The organism is Mucilaginibacter frigoritolerans, assembly GCF_007830615.1.
In the GTDB taxonomy this organism is placed as follows: domain Bacteria; phylum Bacteroidota; class Bacteroidia; order Sphingobacteriales; family Sphingobacteriaceae; genus Mucilaginibacter; species Mucilaginibacter frigoritolerans.
On the sequence record NZ_VLLI01000007.1, the window covers coordinates 154,915 to 171,148 of the forward strand.

General features: G+C 39.3%; 15 protein-coding genes. 5 read left to right on the plus strand and 10 right to left on the minus strand.

Annotated elements, in window-relative coordinates:
* The first annotated feature begins 21 nt into the window (after positions 1-21).
* Positions 22-1,440 carry a DNA repair protein RadA gene (gene radA, locus JN11_RS13075; protein WP_144913203.1) on the plus strand — a complete coding sequence of 473 codons (1,419 nt, stop codon included), beginning with the start codon at positions 22-24 and terminating at the stop codon, positions 1,438-1,440.
* A 20-nt stretch (positions 1,441-1,460) separates the two neighbouring features.
* Here the strand turns inward: radA and JN11_RS13080 are convergent, their stop codons facing one another.
* From JN11_RS13080 to JN11_RS13100, 5 genes are all read right to left on the minus strand, one after another.
* Entirely contained in the window at positions 1,461-1,919 is a 459-nt protein-coding gene (locus tag JN11_RS13080) for a nuclear transport factor 2 family protein (RefSeq protein ID WP_144913205.1), read from the minus strand.
* A 29-nt stretch (positions 1,920-1,948) separates the two neighbouring features.
* Positions 1,949-2,416 (minus strand): RidA family protein, encoded by a 468-nt coding sequence (locus JN11_RS13085; RefSeq protein WP_144913206.1) that lies wholly within the window; start codon positions 2,414-2,416, stop codon positions 1,949-1,951.
* Between the two features lie 85 nt (positions 2,417-2,501).
* The gene (gene dnaA, locus JN11_RS13090; protein WP_144913208.1) at positions 2,502-3,929 is read right to left on the minus strand and encodes a chromosomal replication initiator protein DnaA; all 1,428 of its coding nucleotides are present in this window, start codon (positions 3,927-3,929) and stop codon (positions 2,502-2,504) included.
* A 426-nt stretch (positions 3,930-4,355) separates the two neighbouring features.
* Positions 4,356-5,900: an acyl-CoA mutase large subunit family protein gene (locus tag JN11_RS13095; RefSeq protein ID WP_144913210.1), complete on the minus strand. Its 1,545-nt coding sequence runs from the start codon at positions 5,898-5,900 to the stop codon at positions 4,356-4,358.
* A gap of 121 nt (positions 5,901-6,021) precedes the next feature.
* A complete protein-coding gene (locus tag JN11_RS13100; protein WP_144913211.1) occupies positions 6,022-6,552 on the minus strand; it encodes a DUF7935 family protein in 531 nt (176 codons plus the stop codon).
* Positions 6,553-6,644: 92 nt separating this feature from the next.
* Here JN11_RS13100 and JN11_RS13105 point away from each other — a divergent pair, with 92 nt between their 5' ends.
* Together JN11_RS13105 and JN11_RS13110 are read left to right on the plus strand one after the other, a co-directional pair.
* Positions 6,645-6,998: a HesB/IscA family protein gene (locus tag JN11_RS13105; protein ID WP_144913213.1), complete on the plus strand. Its 354-nt coding sequence runs from the start codon at positions 6,645-6,647 to the stop codon at positions 6,996-6,998.
* A gap of 134 nt (positions 6,999-7,132) precedes the next feature.
* Positions 7,133-8,374 carry an ABC transporter permease gene (locus JN11_RS13110; RefSeq protein ID WP_144913215.1) on the plus strand — a complete coding sequence of 414 codons (1,242 nt, stop codon included), beginning with the start codon at positions 7,133-7,135 and terminating at the stop codon, positions 8,372-8,374.
* A gap of 111 nt (positions 8,375-8,485) precedes the next feature.
* Here the strand turns inward: JN11_RS13110 and JN11_RS13115 are convergent, their stop codons facing one another.
* From JN11_RS13115 to JN11_RS13135, 5 genes are read right to left on the minus strand one after another with little or no spacing between them, the layout of a single operon-like run.
* Positions 8,486-9,226 (minus strand): tyrosine-protein phosphatase, encoded by a 741-nt coding sequence (locus tag JN11_RS13115; protein ID WP_144913216.1) that lies wholly within the window; start codon positions 9,224-9,226, stop codon positions 8,486-8,488.
* A gap of 2 nt (positions 9,227-9,228) precedes the next feature.
* Positions 9,229-10,281 carry a dTDP-glucose 4,6-dehydratase gene (gene rfbB, locus JN11_RS13120; RefSeq protein ID WP_144913218.1) on the minus strand — a complete coding sequence of 351 codons (1,053 nt, stop codon included), beginning with the start codon at positions 10,279-10,281 and terminating at the stop codon, positions 9,229-9,231.
* Positions 10,282-10,341: 60 nt separating this feature from the next.
* Positions 10,342-11,364, minus strand: coding sequence for a UDP-glucose 4-epimerase GalE (gene galE / locus JN11_RS13125; RefSeq protein WP_144913220.1), 1,023 nt, complete (start codon positions 11,362-11,364; stop codon positions 10,342-10,344).
* Positions 11,364-12,350 carry a UDP-glucuronic acid decarboxylase family protein gene (locus tag JN11_RS13130; protein WP_144913221.1) on the minus strand — a complete coding sequence of 329 codons (987 nt, stop codon included), beginning with the start codon at positions 12,348-12,350 and terminating at the stop codon, positions 11,364-11,366. The genes galE and JN11_RS13130 overlap by 1 nt, the downstream gene beginning before the upstream one ends.
* Positions 12,350-13,660 carry a UDP-glucose dehydrogenase family protein gene (locus JN11_RS13135; RefSeq protein ID WP_144913223.1) on the minus strand — a complete coding sequence of 437 codons (1,311 nt, stop codon included), beginning with the start codon at positions 13,658-13,660 and terminating at the stop codon, positions 12,350-12,352. Before JN11_RS13135 ends, JN11_RS13130 begins: the two co-directional genes overlap by 1 nt.
* Positions 13,661-13,814: 154 nt before the next feature.
* Here JN11_RS13135 and JN11_RS13140 point away from each other — a divergent pair, with 154 nt between their 5' ends.
* Together JN11_RS13140 and JN11_RS13145 are read left to right on the plus strand one after the other, a co-directional pair.
* Positions 13,815-15,047 (plus strand): 3-deoxy-D-manno-octulosonic acid transferase, encoded by a 1,233-nt coding sequence (locus JN11_RS13140; RefSeq protein ID WP_144913225.1) that lies wholly within the window; start codon positions 13,815-13,817, stop codon positions 15,045-15,047.
* Positions 15,048-15,137: 90 nt separating this feature from the next.
* Positions 15,138-16,226, plus strand: a complete 1,089-nt coding sequence (locus JN11_RS13145) for a glycosyltransferase (RefSeq protein ID WP_144913226.1) — start codon at positions 15,138-15,140, stop codon at positions 16,224-16,226.
* The last annotated feature ends 8 nt before the right edge of the window (positions 16,227-16,234 follow it).

Below are 16,234 nucleotides of genomic sequence, written 5' to 3' on the forward strand. Positions count from 1 at the left end.
AATAATCTGCACATCTAAACAATGGCTAAAACTAAATTCGCATACTTCTGTCAAAGCTGTGGCTATGAATCGGCAAAATGGCTGGGTAAGTGCCCGTCCTGCTCTCAATGGAATACTTTTGCCGAAGAAATTTTAGAAAAGGCTAATACATCTGTCCCTAACTGGAAAACAGCCTCCACGAGCCTGCAAAGGGCTAATAAGCCTGTTGAGGTGGCCAATATTACCTTTACAGAAGAACAAAGGCTATTAACCCCCGATAACGAGTTTAACCGGGTATTAGGCGGCGGCATTGTAGCAGGTTCATTGGTGCTGATAGGTGGCGAGCCGGGCATTGGTAAATCAACCCTGATGCTGCAGTTAGCATTGAATATGCCGAACCTAAAAGTACTCTACGTATCCGGAGAAGAAAGCGAGCGGCAGATTAAGATGAGGGCAGAGCGGCTTACCCCCCTGCCCCCTGAAGGTGGAGTTTTTGGCAAAGGGTGTTACATTTTAACAGAAACCTCAACCCAAAACATATTTAAGCAGATTGAACAACTGGAGCCTGATTTGGTAATAGTTGATTCTATCCAGACTTTACATTCTGCCCATATTGAATCAACACCAGGAAGTGTGTCGCAGGTGCGTGAATGTACTGCTGAACTTTTGCGCTTCGCAAAGGAAAGCTCTACGCCCGTATTTCTGATAGGCCATATTACTAAAGACGGCATGATTGCGGGGCCCAAAATATTGGAGCACATGGTTGATACGGTTATGCAGTTTGAGGGCGACAGGCATCATGTTTACCGCATACTACGTACGGTTAAAAATCGGTTTGGCTCTGCATCTGAACTGGGTATTTATGAAATGCTGGGCGAAGGCCTGCGCGAAGTATCTAACCCATCCGAAATATTATTATCACAACGGGATGAAGCTTTGAGTGGTATCACCATCTCCGCTACACTTGAGGGCATGCGCCCCATGATGATTGAAACCCAGGCATTGGTAAGCACTTCGCCATATGGAACGCCACAACGTACAGCAACGGGCTTTGATACCAAACGGATGAGCATGCTTTTGGCAGTACTAGAAAAACGATGCGGTTTTAGCCTGGGGAATAAAGACGTATTTCTGAACATTACAGGTGGCATCAGGGTAGAAGATCCTGCCATTGATCTTGGCCTGGCGGCTGCCATTATTTCATCATACCAGGATATTCCTATCCCCTTTAAAACATGTTTCGCAGGCGAAATAGGTTTGTCAGGCGAGATCAGGGCGGTGAACAGGGTTGAACAACGCATTGCCGAGGCACAAAAGCTGGGCTTCGAGCAAATCTTCATATCCAAATACAACCTCCCTTCAGGCGGGCATGACAGAAAAAGCATCGACCTGTCGCGCTATAAAATTGATATTAAAATAGTGAGCCGCATAGAAGAGGTTTTTGAATTGCTGTTTGGATAGCATTTCATACAAATGAAATGCTATTCTATGCAATTATCTTTTCTTCTGGTATCAACAATATAAATGATCTTCCAGCCTTCGGGAGTTTTTAATAACTGAAATACATCTACCCCGCAATGGCTGAATTTATCGCCAAGATAAAATTTGTACGGCGCCCAAACACTCGCCAAATCGCCATCAATATTAATAGTGCCAAATGTAATGCGTTCATCATATACCATTTTGTGTGGTGTACCTATCGCTTTTACAAAACCATCTGCTTTTTCTGTACTCAGGATAGCTTTTCCGCTTGCATCCTCAGCAACACTTTGCAATATCATATCCTTTGCAAAAACAGATAGCAATAGTGTACTATCGCCTTTACGCATACCATCAAACAGGGTATTAATGGTTTGTTTGATGGAGGCTGTGTCTGCTTTCTGTGCGAATGATGTGATAACCGTGAATACTGCAATCAGTAATAACAAAACTCTTTTCATCCTGGTACGGTTTTAATAATTTACTCATTTTAATGCACTACTGCAATGCCTTCAATTTCTATCAGTGCATCCTTGTTAAACAAAGCCTGAACACCTAAAAGGGTCGATACCGGTGGGTTGGGGCCAACAAAGTCTTTCAAATGATCCCGTAAGATCATTAATTTATCTGAATTCAAATCCACTACATAAATATTAATTTTAACGAGATCAGCAGGTGTTGCTTTTGAAGCAGACAATACTGTCCGCAGGTTTTCCAGAGTTCGAGTAACCTGCGCTTCAAAGTCTCCTTTACCTATGAGTTCTTTCTTTGCATTAACCGATGCCTGTCCTGCAATAAATATTGTACTTCCACCTTTTACCTTGACTGCCTGTGTGTAATTTTTTGAAAGAGGGGGTAGCGAATCCGGATTAATAAACTGCTTTTCCTGAGCATCGCACAATTTTCCCAAAAAGATGATCGACATTAAAATCAGGCTTTTTCGAATAAAAATTTTCATTTCATATGATATTGGTGATGTTATAAATATAAAAAAAGCCCTGCACAAAAATGCAAGGCTCCATTATTCTTCAATAAGACTAAACTTATGACATTTTCAGTTTTTTCTGAATGTCGGCTACGTAGCCTTTAAATTTCTTATCGGTATCAATTAAGTCTTCCACTGTTTGGCAGGCATAAATCACAGTGGAGTGATCACGACCGCCGAAGAAATGGCCTATTGATTTTAGTGAGCTTTTGGTATGTGCCTTAGCCAGGTACATGGAAATCTGACGGGCCTGCACAATTTCGCGTTTGCGGGTTTGTGATTTCACCATTTCAATCGGCACCTCAAAATATTCGCAAACCAGGCTCTGGATGTATTCCATTGAAATTTCTTTGGAAGAATTTTTTACAAAATTCTTCAGCATCTGTTTAGCAAGGTTCAAATCAATTTCCTTACGGTTTAAGGTTGATTGTGCTAACAGGGAAACCATTGCGCCTTCCAGCTCACGTACGTTGTTGTCAATATTATGAGCAACGTATTCAATCACATCATTTGAAAGCTCAATGCCGTCCTGATAGGTTTTATTTTTAAGGATAGCCATACGGGTTTCCAGATCCGGGATCTGTAAATCGGCCGAAAGCCCCCATTTAAACCTTGATAATAATCGTTCTTCTAAACCTGCCAAATCTTTTGGTGCTTTATCAGAGGTAATAATTACCTGTTTGCCTGATTGATGCAGGTGATTGAAGATATGGAAAAAGAAATCTTGCGTTTTTTCTTTGCCGGCAAAGTTGTGCACATCATCCATAATCAATACATCAATGGCCTGGTAAAAATTCACAAAGTCATTAATATTATTATGTTTCAAGGCATCAACAAACTGCTGGGTAAATTTCTCACATGATACATACAGTACCAGCTTATCAGGCAGGGTTTGTTTAATTTCATTGCCGATGGCCTGTGCCAGGTGGGTTTTTCCTAATCCAACACCGCCGTATATCATTAGCGGGTTAAAAGATGTACCACCCGGTTTAGCAGCAACAGCATAACCTGCTGAACGTGCTAAACGGTTACAATCACCCTCAACAAAATTATTGAAGGTATAGTTCTGGTTCAGTTGAGGATCAACATTAAGCTTTTTTAAACCCGGAATCACAAACGGGTTCTTAATATCCTTATTTATTGAAATAGGTATTGGCATAGATTGATTTTTGGCTTCGGCACCATTTCCGTTTGACGGGATGTTGGTGGTGTACGGCTTACTTGAAGAAGATTGTTCCACAACTATATTGTATTCCAAACGTCCCTCATCGCCTAATTGTTTTTTTATTGTTTTACGCAATAAACCTACATAGTGTTCCTCTAGCCACTCATAAAAAAACAAACTCGGTACCTGGATCGTCAAAACGCTTCCTTCCATCCTTAAAGCTTTTATCGGCTCAAACCAGGTTTTGAAGCTTTGTGCCGGTATGTTATCTTTAATGATCTGGAGACAGCTATTCCAAACGTTAGTACAAGTTTTTTCCATATGAATTTTATTAAAATATTGATTTCCAACCTCCCAACGAAACATCTTTTGAACTGTTACGGAACATCGAATATTCTAAAAAAAAGCGGATAAAAAAATTAAATTTTAACTTTTTAATGAAATAAATTTATGATATAATAAAGTGATTTATAGTGCGAAAGTCATTTAAAATGTTATATTTCGCTTTAGGGAAACCACCACACCTTACCCTTTAATTATTTCAACATTTAATTAATTATTTACTCTTATTTAAATATTCAACGCCGGGATGCTTCATTTTTCCGTGGGTGGCTTTACAGCAATTCTTAAGCCAGTTTAGGGTACTGACACACATAAAAAATCACAAAGTACTGTGAACCGGATAATTATTTTTTTTAATGCCCAAATTGAGCCCTGACAGTGGATTTTATGTCAGGTGCAGAAATGTCAATATTCACCAAAAACAGATCTTAGTGTATCAGCTATTTCTCCAAGTGTGGCATATTTTTCAACACTGTCTAAAATAAAGGGCATCAAATTCTGTTTTTCCAGAGCATTTGTCCTCAATTTTGCCAAAGATTGCTTTACCGCATCGTTATCACGGGAGCTTTTTACAAGGGCAATTTTTTCAGTTTGTTTTTTGCGGATGGAGTCATCAACCCTAAAAACATTCTGCAAGGGCGCTTCCGGTTCAGCAAATTTGTTTACCCCTACCAATATCCTTTCACCATTTTCAATTTCATTTTGATATTGATAGGCTGATGCCGCAATTTCCTGCTGCATATAATCCTGTTCAATAGCTTTTACAGAACCACCCATTGCATCAATTTTATCTATATAATGCTGCGCTGCAATTTCCAGCTCGTTAGTTAAGGCTTCAATAAAATAAGATCCTGCCAAAGGGTCAACTGTGTCAGTCGCCCCGCTTTCAAAAGCGATGATCTGCTGGGTACGCAGGGCAATTTTAGCAGCTGCCTCAGTGGGTAATGAAATAGCCTCGTCATACCCGTTAGTATGTAATGATTGTGTACCGCCCAGCACTGCAGCTAAAGCCTGGTTGCTTACCCGCACAATATTATTCATAGGCTGCTGGGCCGTTAGGGTTGAGCCACCGGTTTGGGTGTGGAAACGTAGTTTTTGTGCACCTGTATCGGTGGCGCCCAGTCCTTTGGTAATGTGTGCCCACATACGGCGGGCTGCCCTGAATTTGGCTATCTCTTCAAAAAAGTTATTATGGCAGTTAAAGAAGAAGGATAATCTCTTTGCGAAAACGTTAATGTCGAGTCCTTTATCAAGCGCGGCCTTTAAGTAAGTTTTGCCGTTTGCCAGTGTAAATGCAAGTTCCTGCACTGCCGTAGAGCCAGCCTCGCGGATGTGGTAGCCCGATATAGAAATAGTATTCCATTTCGGCACTTCTTTGCTGCAATATTCAAAAACATCCGTTATCAGCCTCATTGAGGCCTCAGGGGGGTAAATATAAGTCCCCCGTGCAGCGTACTCCTTTAATATATCGTTTTGTATGGTACCGGAGATCTGTTTAAGATCAGCCCCCTGTTTTTTTGCTAACGCGATATACATGGCCAGTAATATCGGCGCGGTAGCATTAATGGTCATGGAGGTAGTGATGTTTTTTAGCTCGATGCCATCAAACAAAATCTCTATATCCTTTAATGAATCAATAGCCACCCCAACTTTCCCCACCTCACCTTCGGCCAGTTCATGATCCGAGTCATAGCCGATTTGAGTGGGAAGATCAAAGGCTACCGACAAACCCATAGTTCCCTGACTTAGCAGGTAATGATAACGCTTGTTTGATTCTTCGGCGGTTGAAAAACCGGCATACTGACGCATTGTCCAGGGCCTGCCGCGATACATGTCTTTCTGTATACCGCGGGTAAATGGAAATTCGCCGGGAAGTTCATTCATTGCTGATGGTGTGCAATAAACTTCTTTTATTTCAATACCAGAAGTGGTGGTTATCTTTTTGCTCATTGGTTCACTGGGTCATTAGTTCATTAGTCTGCCAGTAATTTCATTTATTTATAGTAAAATATGGCATTAAACTTCAATCACTGATATAAATGAACCAGTGAGCAAATGAATATTGATTGGTTTAAAATAAATCTTCCAGGTCTTTTCTTAATAAACCTGCGCCAATTTCGTAGGGATTATCCTCCAGCTGGCTTAAAGAACTCAGGATAAATTTGCTCAGTTCAAGGCCATTTGCATTTTCGGGTAAAGATTTAACGGCATTATTAATTATGCCCAAAGTATCTTCCTTAACCCGTTTAATTACTGACCATGCCCGTGGACTTACATAAATCTGCTGGGTTATATTGTGCTGGTATTCATTGCGAATCTCCTCAACAACAAGGCTATATAATTCATGGGCGCTATAAGCCGGACCGTTTAAGCGGATAAGCATATTGGCAGGGTTAACGCGCTCAATAAATAGCACTAAACGTTCATAAGCCTGCAAACGCAATGGCAAAGTTTGATTGGTAAGGGCTTTTTTAAATTCCAGTAATTGAATTTTTTCGTCGCGTTCAAGGTAGGGCTTCACCATGTAAAATGCGGCTCCAACAATAGCCATGCCTGCAAAAATGTATTTAACAATGTCCAATAAATAGGGAATCAGGTTCATAATTTAAAAATGTTATTTAGCGGTCATAAATATACCACTTGCAACAAAAATCCGCATTTTACATTATATTTGTATAGTTAATTAAAAATAAGATGAGTACTGCTGTTGAAACTGCACCTGCACCGGTAACCTTTACACAAGGTGCCGTAAAAGAACTTTTAAAGCTTAAAGATCAGCAAGAGCTGAATGATGATTTTGGATTGCGTGTTGGCGTTGAAGGCGGCGGCTGTTCAGGAATGAACTATGTGCTGGGCTTTGACCAGAAAAAAGATGGCGACCAGGAATACTATATTGAAGGTATAAAAGTATATATGCACAAGGCCCATGGCTTATACCTGGCTGGTATGCAAATTGACTTTCAGGACGGGTTAAATGCCCGCGGTTTTACTTTTAACAACCCTAATGCTGCAAGTACCTGCGGTTGCGGAACTTCATTTTCAGTATAACACTATAATAAAAAGATAAAGGTAAAGGGTGAAAGAATTTAATCTTTCGCCCTTTGTTGTTTTAAGTAACTTAATGCTGTAACAAAGCAGTACATGTTATAGTCTTATCAGCAAGTTTTTGTTACTTTTAAACTATGCCGGTAAAAACCACCTTTAAAGAAAACGTATCCATAGCCTTACAGTCAATAGCGGGTAACCGGTTACGGACATCATTAACTTCTTTAATTATAGCTATCGGCATTATGGCCCTGGTGGGTATATTAACCGCCATTGAGGGTGTAAAACAATATACAAATACTGCTTTTGCCGGCCTGGGAGCAAACTCTTTTACTATAGAAAACACCAATTCAGGATTAGGTTTTGGCAACGGTGGACACAGAAAGGTTTACCCTGCCCTCCGTTATGACCAGGCAGAACGTTTTAAGAAACTATTTACACTTCCGGCGGTAGTGACCATTAATCTGCAAGTATCAGGCACAGCGGTGGTTAAGTATGGCAATCAAAAAACCAATCCTAATATCTCCATAACCGGCTCCAATGAAAATTACCTGCAAACAGGCGGTTATAAATTAGGCTTCGGTCGTAATTTCTCAGCTTCCGAACTAGAGCATGGAGAAAATGTGGTAATAATAGGGTACGAAATAAAAAAACGGCTCTTTAAGAATGATGACCCTATCAATAAATCAATTTTTATAGGCAGTAATAAATTCAGGATAATTGGCGTATTTGCCTCGAAAGGCTCAAGTGCTGCTTTTGGTGGCGACAAGTTTTGTGTGATACCTGTATTTAAAGCAAAGCAGATTAATGCCACCAAAGACCCATCCTTTACTATCACAGTAATGGTAAACAGCCCATCGGCGCTTGATGCCAGTATTGGCGAGGCAACTTCACTTTTCAGAAACGTACGGGGATTAAATATTGCCAACGAAGACAACTTTGAAATTGAAAGGAGCGACTCTGTTCAGCAACAACTATCCGGTCAGCTTACCGGGATGACCATTGCCGGATTTGCCATTGGTATTATTACGCTGATTGGTGCAGCAATTGGATTGATGAACATTATGCTGGTGTCTGTTACTGAACGTACGCGCGAAATCGGATTAAGGAAGGCACTTGGCGCCACTCCTGCTGTTATACGTAAACAGTTTTTAATAGAGGCTATTGTTATTTGTATGATAGGCGGTATTGGTGGTATTATACTAGGAATGGGTATAGGCAATTTAATAGCCGTACAAATAAGCGGCACATTCGTTACTCCCTGGGTTTGGTTGGTTTTTGCCATCTTATTATGCACCTTTATAGGCCTGGTATCAGGTTTCTATCCTGCAAAAAAAGCATCACGGCTTGATCCTGTTGAGGCCTTGAGATACGAATGAGGATGTGCAAATTTATAATGGAACATCAAAGATGACTGAATGGTTTGCAAACTATATTTCAGGAATGCATTTTTCATTTCACATCTGAAATCAGCACATTTGCATATCACCCTACTTCAGCATTATATTCTTCAGCGGATAATCAAACAAAAGCTTCTCCACATATGGCATTCGCAATGCATTTTTAAGTGCTTCTGCATGCCTTAAATGGTGCATATCACTTGATATAAAATCTACAAGCTGGGCATCAATTAAGCTTTCAGCAAGCTTTTTAGCTTCTTTACCATAATAGCCTGTTAATGAAATGGTATTCAATTGTAATGATACTCCCCAGTCGTGCAATGATTTAAACTGGTCAAATTCCATGTAAGGGTATCTTTCCGGATGAGCAAGGATGGGTTTGTAACCCAAGTCCTTAAGTTTTTGAACTATTGGAATGGTATTCGGGGGCTGATTGATAAATGAAAACTCAAACAAAACATAGTTATCTCCAATTATCATTAACTCCTTCCGGTCAATCCTGCCTTCAAATGATTCATCAAAGTAATGTTCGGCAGCAGCTTCAACTACTATATCAATTTTTTGTTTTTGCAGCTCCGCTTTAAGTATAGCAAGGGCATCGTTTATTGTTTCGGGCGTATTACGGTAATAATCAGCCATAATATGAGGTGTGGCAATTATTTTTTTAATACCTAAATCCATCATTTTCTTTATAAGAATAATGGATTCTTCAGGATTTTTTGCACCATCATCAATACCTGGAAGTATGTGTGAGTGCATATCGACCGCTATTGAACTATAATCAAAAGTAATTTCCTTTTTATATTCTTTTTTCTTAAAAATCCCAAACATTCTTAACGCTGATTATATTGCTCATCATAATATTGCTTATAATGTCCCGAGGTAACATTATCAAGCCACTCTTCATTTTCAAGGTACCATTCAACTGTTTTTTCAAGTCCTTCTTCAAAAGTTATGGAAGGTACCCATCCCAATTCATTCTTCAATTTGGTGGCATCAATGGCATAACGCAGATCATGACCAGCCCTGTCGGTAACAAAAGTGATCAGTTTAGCCGATGTTCCCTCGGCCCGTTGTAACTTTTTATCCAGTATAGAACATAACAACCTGATCAGGTCAATGTTTTTCCATTCATTATGTCCACCTATGTTATAGGTTGATCCGGCTTTTGCCTTATGGAAAATTACATCAATTGCCCGGGCATGATCTTCAACCCAAAGCCAGTCCCTTATATTTTCACCTTTACCATACACTGGTACGGGTTTATTTTGTTTGATGTTATTTATGGCCAATGGGATCAATTTTTCGGGAAAATGGAATGATCCATAGTTATTGGAGCAGTTAGATATTACGGTATCAATACCGTAAGTATCATGGTAGGCCCTCACAAAATGATCAGATCCTGCTTTTGAAGCAGAGTATGGCGAATGTGGGTCATAACCTGTTTGCTCGGTAAACATGCCTTCTTCACCTAGTGTTCCATAAACCTCATCTGTTGATACGTGATAGAACCGGTTTTTATCATAATTGCCTTTCCATATGTGGCGTGCCGCATTTAGCAAATTCACAGTGCCTACAACATTGGTCATCACAAAATCAAGCGGATTGGTAATTGACCTGTCTACATGTGATTCTGCCGCCAGGTGGATAACTGCATCCGGCTGCTCATCAGCAAAAAGCTTGTTTATAAATTCAATATCAACAATATCTCCTTTTACAAATTTATAATTGGGTTCATTCTCAATATCCCTTAAATTAGCAAGATTACCTGCATAAGTTAACTTATCAAGATTGATGATATTATATTCAGGGTAGCTTTTTACAAACCGGCGTACAACATGTGAGCCTATAAAACCGGCGCCTCCGGTTATTATTATCTTTTTCATTATCAGTAGAAATTCTTTATTATTATATTAAACCATTGGGGTTTATGGCTCAAAATGTATTTATAACGGGTTTTGAGATAAATATTGTTCCCAAGCCCACGCAGATGCCATCATGATATCAATTCCTAGCCCTGCTTTCCAGTTTAATTCTTTGGAAGATTTCGTTACGTCACCCCAAACCTGTTCCACATCACCATTACGGCGGGGGCCAATTTCGTAATTTAATTTTACTCCTGTAGTGTTTTCAAAAGCTGTTATTATTTCAAGCACTGTATTACCATTACCTGTGCCTAAATTAAACACATCATAACCCGTAAAACCAGGCCCTTCCATCAGCTTTAAAGCTGCAACGTGCGCTTTAGCCAAATCAACCACGTGTATATAATCACGAACGCAACTACCATCCCTGGTGTTGTAATCATCGCCAAAAACGGTTATTTTATTTCTTTTGCCGATAGCTGTTTGTGTTATAAACGGCACAAGGTTTTGTGGTACACCAATAGGCAATTCGCCAATTAAGGCAGTTTCATGTGCACCGACAGGATTAAAGTAGCGTAATGCGATTACTTTTTTAGCATCGCCTGAAACTATTGCATCTTTTAAAATCTCTTCAGCAATCTGTTTGGTATTACCATAGGGTGATTGTGCCGGCTTAACAGGGGCATTTTCAGTAACCGGTAATACATCGGGCTGCCCATAAACGGTACAGCTTGATGAAAAAACAAAATTTATTGCCTTACCGCTGTAAACACTTAGTAAATTAACCAAAGACTGTAAGTTATTACGGTAATATTTTAAAGGTTTTTGGACCGATTCGCCAACGGCTTTAAAAGCTGCAAAATGGATAATACCATCAATATCAGGTTCTTTTTCAGTAAATTCCTTTAACTTCTGTTCATCACACAAATCAAACTGGTAAAAAGCAGGTTTAAACCCGATAATTTTACTCAACTGATCCAGTATCTGAGCCTTGGAATTTGATAAATCATCAACAATAACAGGTTCATAACCAGCATTTATCAACTCAACTACGGTGTGTGAGCCTATGTAGCCTAAACCACCTGTAACTACTATTTTAGCCATTAATGTTTATTGTAGTAGGTAAAATCCTTATGCAGTATTTCGTGTTCAGGAAGCGACTTAAAATAATTATAAGTAATTTTTAAACCTTCACTTCTTGAAACCTTTGGTTCCCACTTTAAAATACTTTTTGCTTTAGTAATATCAGGCCTGCGTTGCTTAGGGTCATCTGTTGGCAAAGGCAAACTGATTAATTTTTGATCCGTTCCGGTAAGTTTGATGATTTCCTCACCAAATTCCTTTATCGTTATTTCATCAGGGTTGCCAATATTCATTGGCTGGGCATAATCACTAAATAATAAACGGTAAATACCTTCAACCAGGTCATCAACATAACAAAATGAGCGGGTTTGTGAGCCATCACCAAACATGGTTAAGGCCTCGCCACGTAAAGCCTGACCAATAAAGGCAGGTAATACACGCCCGTCATTTAGCCGCATACGTGGGCCATAAGTGTTGAATATCCGCACAATACGTGTTTCCAATCCATGGAAAGTATGGTAGGCCATAGTAATGGCTTCCTGAAAACGTTTTGCTTCGTCATAAACACCACGTGGACCAACCGGGTTAACATTACCCCAGTATTCTTCGGGTTGAGGGTTAACACTTGGGTCGCCATAAACTTCGGATGTAGAAGCAATCAGCATCCGTGCTTTTTTATTGCGGGCTAGCCCTAACAGGTTATGGGTACCTAAAGAACCTACCTTTAATGTTTGGATTGGTATTTTTAAATAGTCAATCGGACTTGCGGGCGAAGCAAAGTGCAATATATAATGCAAATCACCAGGCACATATACAAACTTGGAAACATCGTGATTGTAAAACTCAAAATTTTCCAGTTTAAACAAATGTTCAATATTACGCAGATCACCGGTTATCAGGTTATCCATTCCTATTACATGGAAATCTTCTGCAATAAACCTGTCGCATAAGTGTGAGCCTAAAAAGCCAGCGGCACCGGTTATCAATATTCTTTTGCGGTTTCCCATTAGCTTATAAGTTTCCTTCCTATACTGTTGTAATAATAACCAAGATCAATCATCTTCTCCAAATCGTATAAGTTACGACCGTCAAAAATAACTTTACTTTTTAAATTTTCTTCCATCTGCTCAAAATCCGGTGTTCTGAAAACCGACCATTCTGTAACAATTAATAAAGCATCAGCATCTTTAAGTGCGTCATACTGATTTTCGGCAAAGCTGATCTTATCGCCAACCACACCTTTTACATTGTTCATTGCCTCAGGGTCAAATGCAGTTACAATAGCACCTGCAGCAACCAGGTCGTCAATAATATATAATGCCGGTGCTTCGCGGATATCATCAGTTTCCGGTTTAAATGCCAAACCCCAAATAGCAAATTTCTTGCCCTTTAAATCGCCTTTAAAGTACTTTTTTACTTTTTCAACCAGTACACGTTTTTGAACTTCATTAACTTCCATTACAGAGTTAAGTATCCTGAAATCGTATTTATTTTCTTCTGCTGATTTTGCTAATGCCTGCACATCCTTTGGAAAGCAGCTGCCACCATAGCCAATTCCTGAAAACAAAAAGCGTTTACCAATACGTTCATCAGAGCCAATTCCACGGCGAACCATGTCAACATCGGCACCTACTAATTCGCATAGGTTGGCAATTTCATTCATAAATGAAATTTTTGTAGCAAGGAATGAGTTTGCAGCATATTTGGTAAGCTCAGACGAGCGCTCATCCATAAAGATAACCGGGTTACCCTGGCGAACGTAAGGTGAGTACAATTCGGCCATTAGTTTGCGGGCCCTTTCGTCCAAAGTACCTACAACTACCCGATCCGGTTTCATAAAATCTTCAACCGCCACACCTTCCCGCAAAAACTCAGGGTTAGATACCACTGCAAAATCTATATTGGTATGAGCTTTCATTACCGCTGTAACTTTATCAGCAGTGCCAACAGGAACCGTTGATTTGGTTACTACAACTTTGTATTCGGTAATTAATTTGGCAATATCTTTTGCTGCACCCAACACATAACTTAAGTCGGCAGAGCCGTCGCCACCCGGAGGGGTTGGCAGTGCCATAAATATTATTTTTGCTTCGGCAATTGCTTCAGCAAGATTTGAAGTAAAATGCAAGCGTTTTTGTTGAATATTTCTTTCAAAAAGTAGTTCTAATCCAGGTTCATAAATAGGTAATTTACCATCCTGCATCATTTTTACCTTTTTCTCGTTGATGTCAACGCAGATAACCTGGTTGCCGGTTTCTGCCAAACAAGTTCCGGTTACAAGACCCACATACCCAGTTCCTACAACAGCAATTTTCATAAATATTTGTTCGTTTTTTTATATGTTTTTTATAAACCCGATAAGTACCGGTTGTTTTTTTATTTTTTCAATGAACACCTTAACGCAAAAACTGCTCAGTTTATATTATTGTGATTACATTTATGCCCTGCGAAGTTAACAATTCATTATTAAAATGCTCTTATTATATAACGTCGGTATACAACTATATTTTTTACTAATCCGGCTAACCTCATTTTTTAATAAAAAAGCAAAACTTTGGATAAAAGGGCGTAAAAACAGTGCCCTTATACGTTATCCGGAGAGTATTTGGTTTCATTTTGCATCACTTGGAGAGTTTGAACAAGGCCGCCCTGTTTTGGAGCAGATGCGCAGTTCAAACCCGGATATTAAAATAGTAATAACCTTTTTTTCGCCATCCGGATACCAGGTAAGAAAGAATACATCACTGGCAGATGCCGTTTATTACCTGCCTTTGGATACCCCCCAAAATGCCCGCCGGTTTATTGAAACAATAAACCCTAAACTGGCAATATTTACCAAATACGAATACTGGTACCATTTTTTTAATGAGCTGTATAAGCGTAATATTCCGCTATATGTTATTTCAGGTATTTTTAGGCCCAATCAGGTATTTTTTAAATGGTATGGTAAGCTACATCGTGAAATGCTTGGCTGCGTTGCCAGATTTTTTGTTCAGGATGAACAGTCAATACAGTTGCTTTCGGCAATCGGCATTAATAACGTAATAGTAAGCGGCGATACCCGTTTTGACCGGGTTTGGACCAATGCACAACAACCAAAGACTATTGCAGCCATTGAAGAATTTAAAAATGGGAAAAACATATTTATTGCAGGCAGCACCTGGCCCGCTGATGAAAAGCTGATAAGTAGCCTGGTTAAGGAAAACCGCGATTGGAAATTTATTTTTGCATCACACGAAATAAGTGAAGAAAAAATTAAGTCATTAATTAGCCTATTGCCTCCCAAATCAGCTATAAGGCATTCGCAAATAGCTTCGAGCGCTCCGCACCTCAGTACTTACCGGGTAATGATTATTGATAATGTAGGCATGCTATCTGCCTTATATCAATATGGTAAAATTGCTTTTATTGGCGGAGGATTTGGCGCCGGTATACATAATACCTTAGAAGCGGCAGCATTTGGATTGCCGGTAATTTTCGGCCCTAATTATTCAAAATTTAAGGAGGCACATGATTTAGTTGAGCTAAAAGCAGGCTTTAGTATAACTGATGAGGCTTCATTAAAAGTTATAACCAATAAACTCATTAATGATCAGCAGTTTTATAATGAAGCGAGCAAAGAAATACAGAATTATGTAAAGGAACATACGGGGGCAACTAAAACTATTATTGATTATATAAACCACGTCCAGGTGGTTAAATAATTCCATTATTTTAACATAGTTAGACTTTTGCCTAATCAAATAGCGTTAATTATTATACATTTAATTTTTTGATATAGAAACCGAACTCAAGTGATCATAGCCATAACCGTAACCTTATTTTTTATCATCATCCGCTTTACGGTAACGCTTTTCAATTTCATTTCTAATCCTAAACTCACCAAGGTAAACAGGCAATATACTGACCTTGTATCCATTTTAATTCCTGCGCGAAATGAGGAAGAGAATATACTGCTCCTCTTAAAATCTATCCTTCAGCAGGACTATCCAAACTATGAGGTAATTGTTTATGATGATGAATCATCTGACAAAACATATACCATATGCACAGAATTTGCATCCCGTTATCCACAATTCAGTGTTATAAAAGGCACAAGCCTACCTACCGGCTGGATAGGAAAAAATCACGCCTGCCATCAATTAGCCAACTATGCAAGGGGTAAATATTTGTTGTTTTTGGATGCTGACGAAGTAATTAACAAAGGATTGATCAATAGTGGTGTACATAGATTACAAGTTTATAAACTGGCATTGTTAAGTCTTTTCCCCAACCAGGTAATGAAAACCATTGGCGAAAAAACAACTGTGCCACTTTTACATTACATGCTGCTTAACCTGATACCCTTACGCCTGGTTTATTTGACCCGAAACCCCGCCCTGGCAACGGCCAATGGACAATTTATGTTTTTTGATGCTGCCGTTTACAGGCAAAAACAATGGCACGAAATGGTTAAGGACGAAATTGTGGAGGATGACCAGATCATGAAAAAAGTAAAGCAGGCAAACCTCAAAAGTGAACTGCTACTGGCTAACGGCATGATAAGCTGCCGCATGTATAAGAACTATCCTGATGCAATAAACGGATTTAGTAAGAATGCGCTGGCTGTATTTAATAATAGCATCGCAGCATTACTGGCATATATTTTATTACTTATAGGCGGACCAATGATTGTTTTTATGACTTTAAACTTTAACCTCATATTTTTCATGGTAGGTTTAATTTTATTAACCCGTATAATGATCTCTTTGTCTGCCGGGCAAAATGCGTGGATCAATATCATATTTCATCCGGTTCAGATGGTAAACATGGTTATCATTGCGTTTCTATCGGTTCAAAAAAATTTAACTCAAACCAATACCTGGAAAGGCCGTAGGATTTAATATCTGTA